General features: G+C 38.0%; 13 protein-coding genes and 1 riboswitch. Of the genes, 11 read left to right on the forward strand and 2 right to left on the reverse strand.

The genetic code is table 11. From position 1 onward, the window contains the following. The first annotated feature begins 1 nt into the window (after position 1). The 10 genes from BTO23_RS10265 (at position 2) to BTO23_RS10310 (ending at position 14,365) form a co-directional block, all read left to right on the forward strand. Positions 2 to 2,179, forward strand: a complete 2,178-nt coding sequence (locus BTO23_RS10265) for a GumC family protein (RefSeq protein ID WP_061012852.1) — start codon at positions 2 to 4, stop codon at positions 2,177 to 2,179. Positions 2,180 to 2,187: 8 nt separating this feature from the next. Next, entirely contained in the window at positions 2,188 to 3,399 is a 1,212-nt protein-coding gene (locus BTO23_RS10270) for a lipopolysaccharide biosynthesis protein (protein WP_105063438.1), read from the forward strand. Beyond that, a complete protein-coding gene (locus tag BTO23_RS10275; RefSeq protein WP_060992569.1) occupies positions 3,396 to 4,775 on the forward strand; it encodes a hypothetical protein in 1,380 nt (459 codons plus the stop codon). Before BTO23_RS10270 ends, BTO23_RS10275 begins: the two co-directional genes overlap by 4 nt. Then, a complete protein-coding gene (locus tag BTO23_RS10280; RefSeq protein WP_060992570.1) occupies positions 4,768 to 5,766 on the forward strand; it encodes a glycosyltransferase family 2 protein in 999 nt (332 codons plus the stop codon). The genes BTO23_RS10275 and BTO23_RS10280 overlap by 8 nt, the downstream gene beginning before the upstream one ends. Beyond that, positions 5,763 to 6,968, forward strand: coding sequence for a glycosyltransferase family 4 protein (locus tag BTO23_RS10285; protein ID WP_060992571.1), 1,206 nt, complete (start codon positions 5,763 to 5,765; stop codon positions 6,966 to 6,968). Before BTO23_RS10280 ends, BTO23_RS10285 begins: the two co-directional genes overlap by 4 nt. A 4-nt stretch (positions 6,969 to 6,972) precedes the next feature. Beyond that, the gene (locus BTO23_RS10290; RefSeq protein ID WP_105063439.1) at positions 6,973 to 8,091 is read left to right on the forward strand and encodes a glycosyltransferase family 4 protein; all 1,119 of its coding nucleotides are present in this window, start codon (positions 6,973 to 6,975) and stop codon (positions 8,089 to 8,091) included. A gap of 6 nt (positions 8,092 to 8,097) precedes the next feature. Beyond that, a complete protein-coding gene (locus BTO23_RS10295; RefSeq protein ID WP_425427816.1) occupies positions 8,098 to 8,502 on the forward strand; it encodes a hypothetical protein in 405 nt (134 codons plus the stop codon). 136 nt (positions 8,503 to 8,638) lie between these two features. Further along, a complete protein-coding gene (gene galU / locus BTO23_RS10300) occupies positions 8,639 to 9,508 on the forward strand; it encodes a UTP--glucose-1-phosphate uridylyltransferase GalU (protein WP_060992574.1) in 870 nt (289 codons plus the stop codon). A gap of 177 nt (positions 9,509 to 9,685) precedes the next feature. Continuing rightward, on the forward strand, positions 9,686 to 12,511 hold the full coding sequence (uvrA, locus tag BTO23_RS10305) for an excinuclease ABC subunit UvrA (protein ID WP_105063440.1): 2,826 nt from the start codon (positions 9,686 to 9,688) through the stop codon (positions 12,509 to 12,511). A gap of 99 nt (positions 12,512 to 12,610) precedes the next feature. After that, entirely contained in the window at positions 12,611 to 14,365 is a 1,755-nt protein-coding gene (locus BTO23_RS10310) for a PglL family O-oligosaccharyltransferase (RefSeq protein WP_060992576.1), read from the forward strand. A 60-nt stretch (positions 14,366 to 14,425) separates the two neighbouring features. On the opposite strand, the gene BTO23_RS10315 is transcribed toward BTO23_RS10310, so the two are convergent. After that, positions 14,426 to 15,535 (reverse strand): pyridoxal-phosphate-dependent aminotransferase family protein, encoded by a 1,110-nt coding sequence (locus BTO23_RS10315; RefSeq protein WP_105063441.1) that lies wholly within the window; start codon positions 15,533 to 15,535, stop codon positions 14,426 to 14,428. A gap of 215 nt (positions 15,536 to 15,750) precedes the next feature. Beyond that, positions 15,751 to 15,923, forward strand: a riboswitch (Lysine riboswitch). A 65-nt stretch (positions 15,924 to 15,988) separates the two neighbouring features. Between BTO23_RS10315 and lysC the strand changes: the two genes are divergently transcribed. Next, a complete protein-coding gene (gene lysC / locus BTO23_RS10320) occupies positions 15,989 to 17,341 on the forward strand; it encodes a lysine-sensitive aspartokinase 3 (RefSeq protein ID WP_105063442.1) in 1,353 nt (450 codons plus the stop codon). Between the two features lie 83 nt (positions 17,342 to 17,424). Here the strand turns inward: lysC and metH are convergent, their stop codons facing one another. Beyond that, positions 17,425 to 21,105: a methionine synthase gene (gene metH / locus BTO23_RS10325; RefSeq protein WP_105063443.1), complete on the reverse strand. Its 3,681-nt coding sequence runs from the start codon at positions 21,103 to 21,105 to the stop codon at positions 17,425 to 17,427. Positions 21,106 to 21,119 lie beyond the last annotated feature (14 nt).

The following is a 21,119-nucleotide window of genomic DNA, read 5'->3' on the forward strand; positions in this document are numbered from 1 at the left end:
TATGACAATATCAATTATAGAAAATGGAAAAAAATTAGAGAGCACCATTGATTTTTCTAACTTTTTAAAAGAATTTAAGAGATATCGCTTACGAGTTATTCTTGCGGTTCTAACTGTAACCCTAGTTGCTTTTCCATTAATTTATTCAATGACCCCTCAATATTCGGCAACGGCGACGATCATACTGAAGGCACAATCAGATAATTCTACTCCGATTGATCAAGTAGAAGACTTTGACGCGACTCAAGCTGAATACTACCCGACTCAAGCTGAAGTTTTACAATCAAAAAGAGTAATTGAAGCTGCGGTACGTCAGTTAGATCTACAAAATGACCCATTATTTGAAATTAAAAGTACAGATAAAGTAATTTCAGAAGATGAACATGTATCTCAAATTGTTCACGCGATAGAGAAAAAATTGTCGATCTCTCCTGTTCGATTTAGTCAATTAGTCAAAGTTTCTTATGAATCAAACTCTGCCGAGATGTCTGCAATGGTAACTAATGCCGTCATCAACGCTTATATTCATTTAGAAGAGCAACGTAAAATTGAAAAAACTCAACAAGCTCAAGAGTGGAATACTACTCGCATGGCTGAGTTAAAAGAAAAAATAACACAGCAAAAATCAGCCATTGATACTTATCTTTCAGATAATGGTTTACTTACTTATCAAGGTGTAGATGGTTTTGAAACAGAACAATTAGCCTTAGTAAATGACCGTTTAGCAACCGCCAAAGAGAAAAGAATTACAGCAAAAGCAAGTTACAACACGATTAGCGAAGCACTTGGTTATCCATTAGAGGACGTTGCAACGTTACCAAGTATTTCAAATCACGCTCAATTGCAAGATCTACGTATAGCTCTCATTCAAGCAAAACGTAGCCTGTTTGATTTACAAAAGAAATATGGTCCTAAAAATCCACTAATTTTAGAAGCAAACGCACAAATTGAAGCGATTAAGTTACAAACCACGTCTTTACTTAAAGAATTAAAAACAGGCCTTTATAAAGAGTACCAAGCTTCTGTAGAGCGAGAAAATAAATATCGTGCCCTTCTCAATGAACAACGTAAAAACTTTACTAAACTCGCATCCAAAAGAGACGCTTACAACACAATGAAAGCGGATTTAGATAAGACACAAGAGTTATATGAGAAAATATTTTTACGTAGTAAAGAACAAGAATTAACGATGTTATATCGTGAACCGGCTGCAACGCTACTAGACCCAGCAACACCACCAAACAAACCAAGCAAACCGAATAAAGCCTTATTTATCATCATGATTTTTGTGATGACATTTATTCTTAGTTTATTATTTATCATTATTAAAGCGGCATTAAATAAGTCGGTAAATAATATTACACAAGTCCGTACTCGCTTAGGTTTAGAGGCTATAGGTGAACTTCGTCCATTCAATTATATCGAAGACCTTCCTCTATTCTCTAAAGGATTTTTTGCTCATTCTTACTCTGGTGAAACTATCCATGCCATTAGAACTAGCATTTTATTAAATGAAAAATCTTGGCCTACAATTGGCCTAGTTTCGACTGATTCTGACGAAAACAATGAGTTAAGCAGTTACCTTCTCGCTCATTCTTTATCGCAAGACCGTTCGACATTATTAATAGATTTAGACTTTAGAAAGGAAGTATCTCTAACTGAAGAAATTCTAATGGCACAACCTTCAGAAGACGCCCTTAGCTCATCAACAGCAGAAAAAGAAGTAGCGGAAGTTTTACCAACATTAACCGTTATGGGAATGGCTGAAATTCTTGAAAACAATCATTCTATTAATGACTGTATTATTCCATTAGAAGATAATTTATCACTCTTACCTCGTGGAACATTAACCTCTACACCACTACTTACTTTATCGTCTCCAGAGCTTGAGCTAAAACTGAAAGAAGTAAGCCAACAATTTGAACAAATTATTATTCATTTGCCAGCACTTTCAGAAAGTAAAGATACGCAATTGATTGCTCGTTATTTATCAGGCGTTATTTATACCGTTAAAGCTGGCACGTTAAGCACAAATCATATTCTAACTAACATTGATAAACTGACTCAACTACAAACACCGATCATTGGCGCTATACTAAATAACGTCGCTGATGACGAGTTAGAAACAGAAGAAGCTCAACAACAACTAATACATCAAAACGAAGATTTATTAAGCTAGGTTTACAAATGAGTTTACTTAAAAGCGTTTCAACGATTGCCGGTGCATCGGTTATTTCTCAAATAATCGGGGCCATCTCTATTTGGCTAATTTCCCACAAGTACGATATGTCACAAGTCGGAACTTACGCTTTGGTATACAGCATTGTTTTAATTGGGGCACAAGTTTGTACCTTTGCATCTCAATTACTTTTACCCAAACAAAGTGAAGAAAAAGTAACTCAAAATATTATTTTTTCATTATTGCAAAGCCTGGTCCTCGCGCTGCCTTATAGTTTTGTGATGACTCAGTTTTTTGAATTAAATGGCATTTTGCTTTATGTTCTAACGCTTTGTCATGCTTGGATTCTAGTATCAGAAAACTTACTCCTTAGAGTAGAAAATATCCGCCTATTAGCATTCCAACGAATTTCGATTTCTTTACTCGTTATTGCTGCTGTATTTTTCACTCCAACCACAGAACAATTTTATTTAAGCTGGGCTATTGGACTGTTTCTTCTTATCATTATTTGGCTTTTTCATTCTATTTCTTTTTCACAGCTTCGTTTCTCTCATTTTTCTTTCACAAATAATATTCAATTCATGAAAGAACATAGAGTCCATCTCAGTGGTATCGGAAGCGCTGAAGTATTAGCAATGGCAAATAATAATTTACCTACCCTCTTAATTAATTTCTGGTTTTCGCCATTAATTGCGGGTTATTTTGCTGTCGTAAATCGCTTCTGCTTAGCCCCTGTGACTATCGTGGGTAATGCCGTTAGGAATTCGATTTTTTCTAAGTGGTCAATTGATTTTCGTAACAACACTTTTAACTTTCAAGAGTTTAAAAAAGTTCGTCTGATGCTATTAATCCTAGGCCTTATCGCTACAGTAGGAGTGTTAATTTTTTACCCTTTAGTCATGCAACTTGGCTTTAATGATGAGTGGCTAAACTCGGTTCCAATGTCTCGCTATATGTTGCCTTATTTATTCCCAGCGCTTGCTATATGCCCGCTTACTGTTATTGAATTAGTCTTTGGTTCACCAAAATATTTTCTTCGCATTCAGATTGAGCAATTGCTCGTCATTGCTATCGCTTTTGTTGTATTCCCTTATTTCCATAACGATTACGCGTATTCAGTTCTTTTATTTTCAATTCTGTCATTTGTTCGTTACAGCTTTATCTATAGAAAAGTAAATCAACGAGCTCATCGATTAGCGCAGGAAAATAAAATATCATGACGTTGAATACCGGTTTATTCCTACAGTTATACGCCATTACCAGCCTTGTTCTTTGTGGTGTCACACAATATTTTACAGGTGTCTCTGCCATTTTATGGCTGCCATTCTTACTCGCCTTTACAATGACAGGGTTACTCTTTTTACAAAACCGATACACCCCCTTGGATCTTGACCATAAAGAAATCATCATACTGGTTTTATTTATTGGTTTTTTCGTTCAAGCGGTGCTTAGTACCTTATTACAAAATGGCGTAACCACGACTATCGTGGGCTTAAAAAATGAACTGGCACTCTCTCTGATTCTATTTTGCCTATTACTTCGATTCTGCCGTGAATCTCAAATATATCGAGTAACAAAAACACTTTATTGGATTTTTTACGCTCAATTCCCAGTGGTTTTATTCCAGATTTTTGTCATCCTTCCTAAGCGTGTCGCTGCACATGGTGAATTTGAGAAGTGGGATTCTGTCGTTGGTACTTTTGGTGGAGATCCCATGGGGGGCGGAAATACCGCTGCGATGGGGCTTTTTTGCTTACTCATTATGCTGCTTAAACTCTCTGAATATAAACATGGATTATGTACGCTAAAGTCCACTATATTACATATTGGAGCCGCGTTTACTCTTTGCATAGTAGGAGAGGTAAAATTTGTTATTTTATTATCTCCTATCCTACTCGCTTATGTGTGGCTAGCCCCTAGCTACATTAAAGGCATGAAAAGCTATGATATTAAAATCATTCTAGGCATTATCGCTGGCATGCTTTTTCTTATGAGCATAGCCATATTACTGCTATCCCTATCTTATTCATCGGCTTTTGGTAGTGATCCAAGTAAAGGCCCATTGGACATTTTCATTGGTTCTTTAGAATATATTTTTGATCCTAATTACATCATGCCAACGGGTGAATTGGGCCGAATGACCACCGTCTTCTTCTGGTTAGATAATAATGATTTTTATGGTCTTCCTAATGCCTTATTTGGTTATGGATTAAATACCACAAACCACGGTAGTGCCGTATCCCCAGGTTTTCTTAATATTCTATTTAATGTCATTTTAGACACGACTGCATTAAGTGTTCTTTTATGGGAACTAGGTATTATTGGTACGTTATTCTTCATTTCAATGACGCTTTACATTCTTCGAGTTTGTAAACCAAAACCTCTATTTGACCGCAATGACGTGACCCAAGAAGACATCAGATTAATGAGCTACCCTCCAGCATTTAATGCTTTTGCGATTGCTTGTCTATTAAGTCTTCCATACAGTCAAATATTGATGTTGGTTCCTATGCTCCAATTTCTTTTTTACCTATCACTAGGCTCAAACCTTGTGATCAGAAAATCCCTAATTACGGCGGCAGCGAATCATGACTAATCCCCCTTTTATTTCCGTCATTATTAAAACCTATAATGAAGAAGATGGCATAGCAAAAACCATAACAAGCATTCAGCAACACATAGGAGAATACCCCCATAAAATTATTGTTGCCGACAGCTTATCAACCGATACAACTCAAACAATCGCCTCAGAGATGGGAGTCACTGTTGTCTCATTAACCAATCCACAAGAACGTTGTTGCGGTGTTGGCCATCAATTAGGTTACTTACACAGTGAGGGAGATTTCTTACTGTTACTTGATGGTGATATGGAGCTAGAGCCTAGCTTCATTGAGCATGGGGTTTCGTTTTTAATTGATAACCCTGACTATGCAGGCGTTGCCGGTGTTGTCGAAATGGATGATGTTGATAGTTATGAATTTAAATCTCGTAAGCAACGTATAAATCAGATCTATCCATTGGGAGATTGCTCCCACTTAGGCGGCGGTGGCTTATATCGAAAAAGTGCCATTGATGAAATTGGTTATTTAACTAATCGCAATTTACATGCTTATGAAGAGTCTGAATTAGGTATGCGCTTAACCTTAACTGGTTACAAGCTCCATCGTTTAGATGTTCCTTATTTTTCTCACACTTCATATACGATGTCTTCATTAGCATTAATGAAACACAGATGGAAAGGCGGGTATCTATTTGCTTCAGGTGAACTACTTAAAGGTTCATTTGGCACCCCATTATTTAAAAAAGCATTAGGGACTATAAAAAACGAAGCTATTTTCACTATTTACTTAATACTATTAATAAGTACTTTATTTACCCTGAACACAACTCTAATCATCAGTGTAGTGTTACCTTTATTGGCATTTATTGCATTAAAAACAATTAAAAACAGATCCATCAAAGATGCTCTACAAAGCGTATTTAATTTATCTATTTTCTCTGCGGGCTTAATTAGAGGGCTATTTTTGCCCCTTAAAGATCCGAAACAACCACCACAACATAAAATTATTAACGAGGGTAAAAAATGAAAGTTCTATTAGTTAATAAATTTTTCTTTATGAAAGGTGGCGCTGAAACCGTTTATTTTCAAGAACGAGATATGCTGCTTTCTGAAGGTGTCGAGATCGTTGAATTTTCGATGAAACATGAGAAAAATATAGATTCAAAATATGCAGATTTTTTTGTAGACAATGTCGACTACTATCAAGAACAAACCATTAAAAATAAAATCGATACGGCCGTTAACTTTATTCATAACTCCCAAGCATGTAAGAAATTTAAAGCTCTGTTGGAACAAGAAAAGCCTGATTTGGTGCACTTTCATAATATTTATCATCAACTCACTCCTTCCATCATTAAAGTGGCGAAACAATTTGGTTGCAAAACAGTGCTTACTGCTCACGACACAAAAATAGCTTGCCCAAGCTACACAATGTATCGTAATGGACACACCTGTGAAGCCTGTGTTCATGGTTCTGTTTGGAATGCGACAAAATATCGCTGCCAAGAAGGGTCATTAATGAAAAGTGTTTTATTATCAGTGGAAGCACTCTACCAACAGGCCAGTAAAAACTATCAACAACTTGATGCTATCGTATCTCCAAGTCGTTTTTTAGGGCGATTCATTCAAGAAAAGCTACCAAACAACCGAGTAGACGTAATCGTTAATGGTATTGATGAGAATGTATCTTTAGAAGGGACAACAGATAAAGGTTACTTTCTTTATTTAGGTAGACTAAGCCAAGAGAAAGGCGTTCCAACTCTCGCTAAAGCGCACCAATTAATGACCAAAAAATCAGGATTAAAAATTGTTGGAGATGGTCCTGTTTTTAACCAATTAAAAGAAAGCTACCCAACAGCTGATTTACTTGGTTTTAAAAGTGGAAACGAATTACTAACCCTTATAAAAGAAGCAAAAGCTATTATCGTTCCATCAGAGTGTTATGAAAACTGTTCAATGTCTGTGATTGAAGCCATGTCTTACGGTAAGCCTGTTATTGGTTCTAAAATTGGTGGAATACCCGAACAAATTAGAGATGGTATTGATGGCTATTTATTTGAAGCTGGCAATGCTACAGCGCTTGCTGAGAAATTAGATTCATTAATAGAAAACCCAGAGACAACCAATGAAATGGGCAAAAATTCAAGAGCGCGCTTCCTAAGTAAGTACACACTGACAAAACATAAAACTGATTTATTAAATTTATATCAAGCGCTTTTAAAAGGATAACAAGATGACAAATAATATTACCGTTATTGGTACTCGTGGGATCCCAAATGTTCTTGGTGGTGTAGAGACACACTGCCAGCACCTATATCCTGAAATCCATAAACAGTTTCATAATAATATTTGTGTAATAGCTCGCTCTCCTTATGTTGATTATAAAATATCAAGTTACCAAGGCGTAACAACAAAATCAGTTTGGGCCCCAAAGAAGAAATCTTTGGAAGCAATTATTCACTCAACCTTAGCCTCTTTTTCAACACTGTTCGATAAATCAGACATTGTTCATGTCCATGCTATTGGTCCGGGTCTTGTTGTTCCTTTATTGCGGATATTAGGGAAAAAAGTCATTTTTACTCATCATGGCCCTGACTATGACCGTCAAAAATGGGGAGATTTTGCAAAGAAAATTTTGCTATTAGGTGAAAAGTTAGCAGTCACTTATGCCTCTGAAATCATTGTAATATCAGAAGTTATCAATGACATTATAAAAGACAAGTACCATCGTCATGATGCCCACCTTATTTATAATGGGGTAAAACTACCAAAACCATTAGCGCAAGATAAAATAGATAATGCACTATTTGAATTTTCTCTAACTGCAAATAATTATTTTGTTGCGGTTGGTCGCTTAGTGGAAGAAAAAGGATTTCATAATTTAATCACCGCTTACGAAAAAGCTCAGCTATCAATTCCTTTAGTTATCATGGGCGATACTGATCACCCTACGCCTTACAGCGAAAAGCTAAAAGAACAAGCGAGTAAAGTCGATGGCGTCATTATGACCGGTTTCTTGAAAGGGGAGCAATTACAAGCCCTCTTCTCTCAAGCAAAAGTGTTTGTAATGCCTTCATATCATGAAGGTTTACCTATTGCCTTATTAGAAGCGATGTCTTATTCATTACCTACTATTGTAAGTGATATTCCTGCTAACTTAGAGGTTAAACTCTCATCCGAAAGTTACTTCCCTGTTGGTAACATTGAAGAGTTAACCTCAAAACTGTCACAACATGCGGAAATGAATAGTGAAAAAGTGAACTATAGTCACTATCTTGATTATTATGATTGGGAAAAAATAGCGAAACAAACCATGTCTGTTTATAACCAAACTGCTTTAGAAAAGAGCTAATTAATAATGAATAAAAAACAACAACGTTTAATCGCTCAGTTCTATGCATCTCTTGATGAAACAACAGCAAGTGAACTCACAAGTGATCAACGAAAATCGATAGAACGAGCAATCATAGCAACAGGACTTGGCTCGAATAATAAAGTCGATATTCGAAAAAGCATTTCTATATTCAATAAACGTTACTTCTTCGTTTTCTTATTAGGTCGTGATTTTAGACAACAATTAAGAAATGAGTCTCCTTTTGCTGTCTTTATGATGACATTGCTAATGGCCCTAGGTGTACTGAGCCTATTTGCTCTAGCGGTTGTTACTTTATATTTAATAAAATCAGCACTCGGGATCGACATATTTCATAATTTCTCATTCGGAATTTGGGATTGGTTTAAAGAACTTATGAATATTACCTAATTAATAATGATACCAAGCTCCCTTTTCATCTAAAGCGCTTCATTTCAGTTTACTTAATCGCTAAACTGCACTCATAACAATAATGCTCAAGTAAGCGTTATTCACTAATTTTAATCTTGTTTTCTAGGACTTTGTAATGATCAAAAAATGTCTTTTCCCTGCAGCAGGCTACGGCACTCGCTTTTTACCAGCAACGAAATCAATGCCAAAAGAAATGATGCCAGTGGTAAACAAGCCTCTGATTGAATACGGCGTAGAAGAAGCTATCAATGCTGGTATGGACGGGATCTGTGTAGTAACAGGTCGCGGTAAGCATTCATTAATGGATCACTTTGATAAGAACTACGAATTAGAACACCAAATTAGTGGTACCAATAAAGAAGAATTACTTGAAGATGTTCGTGAATTGATCGACGCAGCTCACTTTACTTACATTCGTCAGCGTGAAATGAAAGGTTTAGGTCATGCTATTCTTACTGGTCGCGAACTTGTAGGTGATGAACCGTTTGCTGTCGTACTTGCAGATGACTTGTGTGTTAATGAAGAACAAGGTGTTCTTTCACAAATGGTTGCGCTGTATAAGCAATTCCGCTGCTCTATCGTTGCAGTAGAAGAAGTGCCAGATAACGAAACTCACAAATACGGCGTTATTGCTGGTGAAATGATCAAAGACGATTTATATCGTGTAGACAACATGGTTGAAAAACCAGAACCAGGAACAGCACCAAGTAACCTTGCCATTATTGGTCGTTATATTTTAACTCCTGATATTTTTGAAATTCTAGAAACAACAGAGCCAGGCAAAGGTGGTGAGATCCAAATCACTGATGCGCTATTAAAACAAGCTCAATCAGGTTGTGTTCTTGCGTATAAATTCAAAGGTAAGCGTTTTGACTGTGGTAGCGTTGAGGGCTACATCGAAGCAACTAACTACTGCTACGAAAATATTTACTTAAAAGATAAAAAATCCGCAGAACTTGCACAACAAAAAACAGGTAAAAAATAATACCTCTGCTTACTAGTTATATAAACGCCTTGTGATATATCTCAAGGCGTTTTTATTTCCCACATAATATCTCCCTTTTAATAAAACTACTGTTTTTTTACCCAGTACCTCTTTGTTGTTTTGATACTCTGTGCAATACTTATCTCTAGTTATTCTTTAAAGCAGAGAGACATTTTCATGGATAAAATTGAAGTTAGAGGGGCAAGAACCCATAACCTAAAAGACATTAGTTTAACTATCCCAAGAGATAAACTAACCGTTATTACTGGTTTATCTGGTTCAGGCAAATCCTCTTTGGCCTTTGATACTTTATATGCAGAAGGTCAACGACGCTATGTAGAGTCGTTATCTGCTTATGCTCGCCAGTTTTTATCCCTAATGGAAAAACCAGATGTAGACCACATCGAAGGCCTTTCTCCTGCTATTTCTATCGAACAAAAATCAACGTCTCACAATCCTCGTTCTACTGTCGGAACAATTACTGAGATTTACGATTATTTACGTCTTTTATATGCACGTATTGGCGAACCTCGTTGCCCTGAGCATCATGTAGAACTAACTGCACAAACTATCAGTCAAATGGTTGATAAAGCGCTAGAGTTACCTGAAGGCACAAAGCTGATGCTATTAGCTCCTATTGTGAAAGAACGTAAAGGTGAACATGTTAAAACCTTAGAAAATTTAGCTGCTCAAGGATTTATTCGCGCTCGTATTGATGGCGAAGTTTGCGATCTTTCAGATCCACCGACGTTGGAATTACATAAAAAACACACCATTGAAGTCGTTGTTGATCGTTTTAAAGTCAGAGAGGACCTAAAACAACGCCTTGCTGAATCTTTTGAAACCGCTTTAGAGCTTACAGGCGGTATTGCTGTTGTCGATTATATGGATGATACCAAAGATGAACCCCTGATTTTCTCTGCTAACTTTGCATGTCCACATTGTGGTTACAGCATGTCAGAACTTGAGCCTCGCCTATTTTCATTCAATAACCCAGCAGGAGCTTGTGGTACTTGTGATGGTCTAGGTGTTCAACAATATTTTGATGCCGACCGAATTGTTTTAGACAATAAGCTCAGCATTGCAGAAGGCGCAATTAAAGGCTGGGATCAAAAAAACTATTACTACTTCCAAATGCTAACTTCATTAGCAAATCATTATGGATTCGATCTTTTCGCACCATTTAGATCTCTATCGAAGAAATTCCAAAATATCATTCTTAATGGTTCAGGAACGGAAGAAGTTGAGTTTCAATACAGTAATGACCGTGGTGATTTACGTGTTAAACGTCACCCTTTTGAGGGCATATTAAATACGCTTGACCGTCGCTACAAAGAAACAGAATCAAGTTCTGTTCGTGATGATTTATCTAAATATATTTCGACTCAATCTTGTTCAAGCTGTCACGGTACGCGTTTACGTTTAGAAGCGCGTAGTGTATTTGTTGGTGATACAACATTACCTGAAATCTGTGAAATGAGTATTCAAGACTCAATGGCATTTTTTAGTTCTCTAGAACTGAAAGGGCAAAAAGCTCAAATCGCAGATAAAGTAATGAAAGAGATTAATGAACGTCTGCATTTCCTTATCAATGTAGGTTTAAATTACCTTAATTTATCACGCAGTGCTGATACCCTTTCTGGTGGCGAAGCGCAGCGTATTCGCTTAGCAAGTCAAATTGGTGCGGGTTTAGTTGGTGTTATGTACGTTCTTGATGAACCTTCTATCGGTCTTCATCAACGAGACAATGAGCGCCTATTAAAAACCCTTAATCACCTTCGTGATCTTGGTAATACCGTCATTGTGGTGGAGCATGACGAGGACGCGATAAGAAGTGCCGACCATATTATCGATATTGGCCCAGGCGCTGGGATTCATGGTGGTCATATTGTGGCTGAAGGTGATTACCAAGCTATTATTTCGAACCCAAATTCACTAACAGGCCAATACTTAAGTGGTGCTAAAGAAATCGCGGTACCTAAAGAACGCATCAAAGCCGATCCTAAAAAACAGGTCGAATTAATTGGAGCGACAGGTAATAACTTAAAAGACGTCACATTAAAATTACCCGTAGGCCTCTTTACTTGTGTAACGGGCGTTTCTGGCTCAGGAAAATCAACGTTAATTAACGATACCTTCTTTAAGATCGCCCATACGCAATTAAATGGAGCTACCACATCAGAACCTGCTCCTTATAAAAAGATCAAAGGGATCGAACATTTTGATAAAGTGATCGACATTGACCAAAGTCCAATTGGCCGAACTCCTCGATCAAATCCTGCAACTTATACAGGGATCTTTACCCCTATTCGTGAGCTATTTTCAGGCACTCCAGAATCACGTTCACGTGGCTATAAACCTGGTCGCTTTAGCTTTAACGTTCGCGGTGGTCGCTGTGAAGCATGTCAAGGTGATGGCGTAATCAAAGTCGAAATGCACTTCTTACCTGATGTGTACGTGCCATGTGATGTATGTACTGGGAAGCGATATAACCGTGAAACACTAGAGGTAAAATACAAGGGTAAGAGTATTGACGAAGTACTCCAAATGACCATTGAAGATGCTCATACCTTCTTTGAGCCAGTACCTGTTATCGCTAGAAAGCTACAAACCTTAATGGATGTAGGCTTATCTTATATTCGCTTAGGCCAAGCTGCTACCACACTCTCTGGTGGTGAAGCCCAACGAGTGAAGTTAGCTCGCGAGCTCTCTAAACGAGACACAGGAAAAACACTGTATATCTTAGATGAGCCAACAACTGGATTGCATTTCCACGATATTCAACAACTATTAAATGTTCTTCACCGTTTACGAGAACGAGGAAATACGATAGTGGTTATCGAACACAATCTTGATGTAGTAAAAACCGCAGACTGGATTATCGATTTAGGACCAGAAGGCGGACAAGGAGGTGGAGAGATCATTGCAGAAGGAACACCTGAAGATGTTGCACTAGTTGAGGGCTCTCATACGGCACGCTTCTTAAAACCAATGTTAAAGTAATAAAATTAAGCCTTTTATTGCTTGGATCAGATAGAATAAAGCCAGCATTTTGTTGGCTTTACTTTTATTCTCATGCTCGCAATAAGGAATTAATGAAACATGGCAACGCTACTCACTCAAGGAACACAATTAGAAGCTAGAAAGATAAAAAAACCATTAACCAAATCCTATCTATTTAGCTTAAGTGTTCTTTTCTTTGTTTGTGCTCATTTTTTCCAACCTAATCCTGGTGGTTCAGGACTACATCTAGCATTCAATGCCGCCTCTTGGATCCCAGCTAGCATTGCAATTGCAATTGCCTTATTCCATATAGCAAAACAAGGTTTAATTAAATATTCGACCTTAACTCTGGTTTTATTATTTGCTGTTAGCTTACTTTCTCTTCCCCTATTTTATCATGATGCCTCTCCTCAATTAGCATTAGGTAAGTTCTTAGGCTTATGGGCTGGATTGCTTTTCTTTATTACCCTGCAACAGTTTGCTTTTTCAAATAAACAGAAGCAGTGGCTCTTGTGGTGCATCATAGGCTCAGTGTTAATCGAAGCAATTTTTGGCTATATCCAATATCTTTTTTTAAAAGAAGGGAACAGTTTCGGTTATAATGTTATAGCAAACCGTCCTTATGGCATTTTTCAGCAACCGAATGTTATGGCAAGTTTTCTCGCTACTGGACTCGCTATCGCCTCTTACTTTCTCGCTCGACAACCAATTAAATATCGTGAAAATGTTATTGCACTCACTTTGCTTTATGCAACCATCTTATTTACCTTACCACTCATTGTTGTATTAGCATCTCGTACAGGTTGGTTAGCGACCGCTTTAAGCCTTCTTTTATTAGCACCATACATGTGGAAATATTGTACTAAACAGCGTTTCTTTTCTTGGGTATTAGCGTTAATTATTGGTTTTAGTGGTAGCTTTATTTTATTTAACTTATCTCAAGATAATTTATCTAAAGTTTCATTAATTAGTCAAAAGGCTGATTTAGAAAGTCCAAGACGATATACCTTTCCACAAGCTCTAGATATGTTTTTAGAAAAACCAATCACCGGTTATGGTTATGGTAATTTCGAGGCTGATTACACCTTATACACAGCAAAACAGCACCAAATATCATCAAGCTACAAACCTGGGTTGCCTTCGATGGATCACCCTCATAATGAAATTCTATATTGGGCTGTTGAAGGTGGTATCGTCGCAATTTTAGGTTTACTCATTGCCGCCGGAGGGGTATTACTTAAAATACGAAAAAGTAAACTCGATACACAATTTGCTCTGTTGGCTTTAATCGCCCCGATCTTCATTCATAGTCAATTAGAGTACCCGTTTTATCACTCTATGCTGCACTGGTTTACTTTCATTATTCTTTTGTTCTGGATAGACCAATTAAGCTGTAAATATAAAAAATACCGCATTAGTGATATCAGTAAGATAACACTGCGAGTCAGCTCATTGGTACTGCCAATTGTCACTGCTTTTTATATGCTTTCAACACTGCATACAAATTGGGTTTTGACTAAATTTGAAACGACTCGACCAATGAACCCTGATATTTTAAATCAAGTAACTAACCCTGTAATTTGGGAGGACCGATTTAATTGGGATGTATTATCTGCTCAACTATCCATTGGTATCATGAACAAAAAACCAGAGCTGATCACGCCTTATATTACTTGGTCAAAAGAGCTTATTAAAACAAAACCAAGACCTGCGTTTTATCAAAATTTAATCATTGCCTACCAAGCTTTAGGGGAAGAAAAAAGAGCTGAAGATATTAGAAGAGAAGCCATTTTCCTTTTCCCAAATAACAAATTTGAATTAGTGCAACTCGACGAAAAGTTACGCCAAAAATAAAATAATAGATAGAAATACAGTAAAAAGCCGCTGACATTTTAGCGGCTTTTTATTTATGTTCTAAAGAACATCTGACAATGCTTTTAAGCATAACGCGACGTTCTCTTTCTTGGCCGCATAACCCATCAAACCAATACGCCAAGTCTTTCCGGCTAAATCTCCCAACCCTGCACCAATTTCTAAATTATACTCATTCAGTAATCGACTTCTAACTTCCACATCGCTAACACCTTTTGGGATATAAACGGCATTAAGCTGTGGTAAACGATACGCTTCATCAACCATAAACTGAATGCCTAACGATTCTAATCCTTGTTTTAACTCTTGGTGGTAAAATGCGTGTCGACTCCAAGCGGCTTCTAACCCTTCATTTTTAAGCATTAATAATGATTCATGTAATGCATACAAACTATTCACAGGTGCAGTATGGTGATAGCTTCGCTTTCCTTCGCCACTCCAATAAGACAGCACTAAACTTTGATCTAAGAACCAACTTTGAACAGGCTTAATTCTTGATTTCATCTTATCCACTGCTCGTTCAGAAAACGTCACTGGTGATAAGCCAGGAGTACAAGATAAACATTTTTGAGAGCCAGAATAAACCGCATCTAATTGCCATTTATCCACGAATAATGGTACGCCACCTAACGATGTTACCGCATCAACAATGGTTAAACATCCATACTGACGAGCTAAATTTGAAATGGCTTCAGCATCACTTAATACACCCGTCGATGTTTCTGCATGAACAAAAGCGACTATCTTAATATCTGAATGTTGTTTCAGAGCCTCTTCAATTTTATTTAATGAAACTGGCTCGCCCCACTTATCATCAATGACAATCGCGGTTCCACCACATCGTTCAACGTTCTGACGCATTCGTTCACCAAAAACACCATTACGACAAACTAATACTTTTTCACCTTCTTCCACTAAGTTAACAAAACAAGTCTCCATTCCCGCGCTTCCAGGTGCAGAAACCGCAATAGTGAATTCATTTTCTGTTTGAAATGCATACTTAAGTAGCTCTTTTACTTCATCCATCATTTTTATAAACAGAGGATCTAAATGACCAATCGTTGGTCGACTTAGCGCTTGTAATACTTGTGGCGATATATCAGAAGGTCCAGGTCCCATAAGGGTTCTTTTTGGTGGGATAAAACTTTGCATCATTCACTCCTTGAAATATAGGGTGTTTAAAGAATAGACACAATAATAATTAAACTCAATTAGACGAAGTAATTAGAGTGACTTAACTATACAAAATAACCATAAAATACTTATATTCACTTTAAATCGGAGAAATACAAATAAAGTCATTACTATTGATTGACATTTGTTTCATAAAAAAGCACATTGTTAACATATGTTTTGTTGTATAAAACATACACAGAAGAGGAGCACTGCCTAGGTAGCTTTATTTGTGGAGCCCAAACTCCCAAACAAATAAGTGAGGGAGAGCAGTGCCGAGATAGTCTTAATTGGGAAGAGATTATCGATCGTATTGGCTGAATCCTTACGATTGCCACTTAATTTTAAGTGGAGAGCTTCTAGCAGCTATTTATTTTTTGCTATGACTCTTCACATTTATTTCCACATTGGATGTAGTCGGGAGACAGGAAAGTGAACCCTATAAATGTTGCTAAATTTGGCGGAACAAGCGTTGCAAATTTTGAAGCAATGAGCCGCAGTGCTTATGTCATAGAACAAAACCAAAATACTCACCTTGTCGTTATCAGTGCTTGTTCGGGTGTCACTAATCTTTTAGTTGAACTTGCCAACGGCACACAAGATAACCAAAGAAAAAAAGCAATCCTCTCAGAACTAAAATCCATTCATTTTTCTGTATTAGACCAACTTTCTGATCCCATTTATCCAGAAAAAGTCATTCTTGAAATCCTTGATGATGTAGAAAAAGCGGCAGATGCGGCAGCGTTTCAATCTAACGACAGACTTACCGATCACCTGGTTGCTTGTGGTGAGTTAATGTCTACCCACCTTTTTACACAATTATTGATTGAACGTGGAAACTCAGCAGTTCGCTTTGATATTCGTACCGTATTACGCACCGATTCGAAGTTTGGCAAGGGAGAACCTCAACTTGAAGAAATAACTCGTCTAGCTCAAGAAAAACTGATTCCTCTGTGTCAAAAGCATATTGTTGTTACTCAAGGATTTATAGGCTCTGATAGCGAGGACAATACAACAACATTAGGCCGAGGGGGTAGCGATTACAGTGCTGCATTAATAGCAGAATCCGTTAATGCTTGCGGGTTAGAAATTTGGACAGATGTTCCAGGCATTTATACGACCGACCCACGTATTGCCTCTGCTGCCTCACCAATCCCTGAAATCAGCTTCAGTGAAGCCTCGGAAATGGCCAATTATGGGGCTAAAATATTGCACCCATCAACTTTACTTCCTGCGCTTCGTCATCAAATTCCTGTATTTGTTGGCTCGTCAAAAGAACCAGAAAAAGGCGGTACATGGATTAAACAGCAGGTAAACAGTGCTCCTTTATTTAGAGCGTTAACCTTACGTTGTAATCAAACCATGGTGACATTACACAGTCCAAACATGTTCCATGCTTACGGCTTCCTTGCTGAAGTATTTAAAATTTTAGCAAAATACCAAATCTCTGTAGATTTAATTACAACCTCAGAAGTTAGTGTTGCATTAACGTTAGATCAAACAAATACCAATGGTAAAGCACCTGAATTACCATCAGAAGCACAACAAGAGCTAGAAGAGCTTTGTACAATAGAGATAGAACACAACCTATGCTTAATTGCCCTCATAGGTAATCAAATGAGTCACTCTAAAGGGTCAGCTAAACAAGTCTTCGGCACTTTAGAAGACTTTAATTTACGTATGATTTGTTATGGTGCGAGCCAGCATAATCTGTGTTTCTTATTACATGAATCAGAATCTAAACAAGCAGTAAAAGTGCTCCATAAAGAACTTTTTGAAAAATAAGCCTACACTTTAAGCTAATCTAAAAAAGCCCATTCGTTACTAACGAATGGGCTTTTTGTTTTAATGTATTTTATTTAAGAAGACTAGTTTAAGTTTGGACCTAACCATTTTTCCGTCTCTAACATATCCCAACCTTTTCTTTCTGCATAACTTTCTGCCTGATCTTTTTGGATCTGAGCTATCGCAAAATAACGAGAATCAGGATGAGAGAAATACATGCCAGAAACCGAGGCTCCTGGCCACATAGCGTAGCTAGAGGTTAATGACATTCCAATCGCATTTTCAACATCCATTAGCTCCCATAGCGTTCCTTTTTCTGTGTGTTCAGGACAAGCTGGATAACCAGGTGCAGGGCGAATACCTTGGTATTTTTCACGGATAAGATCATCATTCGACAGGTCTTCATCTGGGGAATATCCCCAAATATCTTTACGTACTTCCTTATGCAAATACTCGGCAAAGGCTTCAGCTAAACGGTCAGCAACCGCTTGGATCATAATGGCATTATAATCGTCCCCTTTGGCTTTATAGTCATCAGCAAGCTCTCGCTCACCAATGCCACCAGTCACTGCAAAACCACCAATCCAATCGGCTTTTCCGCTTTTTTTCGGTGCTATATAATCAGACAAACAGTAATTAAAACCTTTTGGTTTCTCTGTTTGTTGGCGTAAATTATGTAGCACTTTCAATACCTCAGTGCGTGATTCATCGGTATAAACTTCAATATCATCATCAACGCTGTTAGCAGGGAAAAGTGCACACATGCCTCGTGCTTTTAATAGCTTTTCTTTCTCTACACGATCAAGCAGATCATTCGCGTCTTTATACAAACGCTTCGCTTCTTCACCGACTTCTTCATGATCTAGAATTGCAGGATATTTGCCCATTAAGGACCACGTCATAAAGAAAGGTGTCCAATCAATATATTGGCGTAACGTCGCAACATCCATATCATCAATAATATGCACTCCCGGCTTTACAGGTGCAGGAGGTATGTAGTTTACCCAATCAATATCAACTTTATTTGCTCGTGCTCTTACTAAAGAAACAGGTTTTGTTCGTGGTGTTTTACGGCTGTGTTGATCACGCACACGTTCATAATCAATATCTAATTTTTCAACAAATGCAGGTTTCAATTCATTAGAAAGCAATGACGTACAAACCCCAACAGCACGAGAGGCGTTATTAACATAAACCACAGGCTGAGAATAGTTTTGCTCTATCTTCACCGCTGTATGCGCTTTAGACGTCGTTGCCCCACCAATCAAAAGTGGCAAATCAAAGCCTTGACGCTCCATTTCTTTAGCCACATGAACCATCTCATCAAGTGATGGTGTAATAAGGCCTGAAAGTCCAATAATATCGACGTTCTCTTCTTTCGCTACTTTTAGTATTTTCTCACAAGAAACCATCACGCCAAGGTCAATGATTTCATAGTTATTACATTGAAGAACAACCCCAACAATATTCTTGCCGATATCGTGAACGTCACCTTTCACCGTTGCTAATAAGATTTTGCCATTAGTTGAACCGACATCTTTAGTGGCATTAATAAAAGGTTCTAAATGCGCTACGGCTTGTTTCATCACTCGCGCAGACTTAACCACTTGAGGAAGGAACATTTTCCCTTCACCAAATAAATCACCCACGACGTTCATGCCGTCCATTAAAGGACCTTCAATCACTTCAATAGGACGAGAGGCATTCACTCGAGCCTCTTCAGTATCTTCAACAATGAAATCTGTAATTCCCTTCACTAAAGAATGTTCAAGACGTTTTTCTACCGACCATGTTCTCCATTCTAAAGCCGATTTATCTTCAACCTTTCCGACCGCTCGTTCTAAATATTCTGTAGCCATATCAAGTAGACGTTCTGTTGAGTCATCACGACGGTTAAGCACTACGTCTTCTACCGCTTCGCGTAAATCTTCCGGTAAGTTATCGTAAATCTCTAATTGGCCTGCGTTTACGATGCCCATATCCATACCGTTCTTAAAACAGTGATATAGGAATACAGCGTGAATCGCTTCACGTACATAGTTGTTGCCACGGAATGAGAATGACACGTTAGATACGCCACCTGAAATCATGGCATAGGGAAGCGTTCTTTTTATATCAGCAACGGCTTCAATAAAATCAACGGCGTAGTTGTTATGTTCATCGATTCCAGTTGCAACAGCAAAGATGTTAGGGTCAAAAATAATGTCTTCTGGTGGGAAGCCAATTTCATCCACTAAGATGTTATAGGCATTAGTACATATTTCTATTTTTCGCTCACGCGTATCCGCTTGGCCAACTTCATCAAAAGCCATCACAATCACAGCTGCACCATAGCGACGGATAAGCTTAGCTTGTTGTAAGAATTTTTCTTTGCCTTCTTTAAGCGATATTGAGTTAACAATACCCTTTCCTTGAATACATTTTAGACCTGCTTCGATAACTTCCCACTTAGAGGAATCGACCATAACAGGAACTTTAGATATCTCTGGTTCTGAAGCACACAGGTTTAAGAATTTAACCATACACGCTTCAGCATCAAGCATGCCTTCATCCATGTTGATATCGATGATTTGAGCACCATTTTCTACTTGCTCACGAGCGACACTTAATGCTTCATCATATAGCTCTTCTTTAATTAACCGTTTAAAACGAGCAGAGCCGGTAACATTGGTTCTCTCACCGACGTTTACAAAAAGAGAGTCTTTCTCAATAGTTAATGGCTCTAAACCCGATAAACGACAAGCAACAGGAAGTGTCGGTAATTGACGCGGCTTAACACCTTCAACCACTTGTGCCATTTGACGGATATGCTCAGGTGTCGTACCACAACAACCACCAATCAAATTTAGGAAACCACTTTCAGCCCATTCCTTTACATGCTCTGCCATTTCTTCTGGAGAGAGATCGTATTCACCAAAGGCGTTAGGTAAACCGGCGTTAGGGTGTGCAGATACACTGCATTCTGAAATACGAGATAGTTCACTCACATACTCACGTAATTCATCAGGCCCCAACGCACAGTTCAAACCAAATGAGATTGGTTTAACATGACGTAATGCGTTATAGAAAGCTTCGGTTGTCTGGCCTGATAAAGTACGTCCTGATGCATCGGTTATCGTACCAGAAATCATTACTGGTAATATAATACCCATTTCTTCAAAAACAGATTCGACTGCAAAAGAACAGGCTTTGGCATTCAAAGTATCAAAGATAGTTTCGATAAGAATTAAATCAGAACCACCTTTAATTAAGGCACGAGTTGATTCTGAGTAGGCTTCGACTAATTCATCGAAAGAGACATTTCGATAACCAGGGTCATTTACGTCTGGGGAAATCGAACACGTTCGGTTCGTTGGACCTAAAACACCAGCAACATAACGCGGTTTATGAGGCGTTTTTAATGTCCACTCATCTGCGACTTCTCTTGCTAATCGCGCCGCTTCAAAATTCATTTCTTCGCTCAAGCTTTCCATGTCGTAGTCAGCCATTGCGATCGTTGTTGAGTTAAAGGTGTTCGTTTCTAAAATATCAGCACCCGCTTCTAGATAAGCAGAATGAATATCTCTGATAATTTGAGGACGAGAAAGCACTAGAAGGTCATTGTTACCTTTTAAATCACAATGCCAATCACTAAAGCGCTCTCCACGATAATCTTGCTCTTCAAACTTATACTCTTGGATCATGGTACCCATACCACCATCTATCAAAAGTATACGTTCTAAAAGTTGTTTTTCTATTTGAGTTTTCTTATTGCTTCCTGCCACGGTACTGCCTCATC

Source organism: Aliivibrio sifiae (assembly GCF_002954715.1).
GTDB classification, from domain to species: domain Bacteria; phylum Pseudomonadota; class Gammaproteobacteria; order Enterobacterales; family Vibrionaceae; genus Aliivibrio; species Aliivibrio sifiae.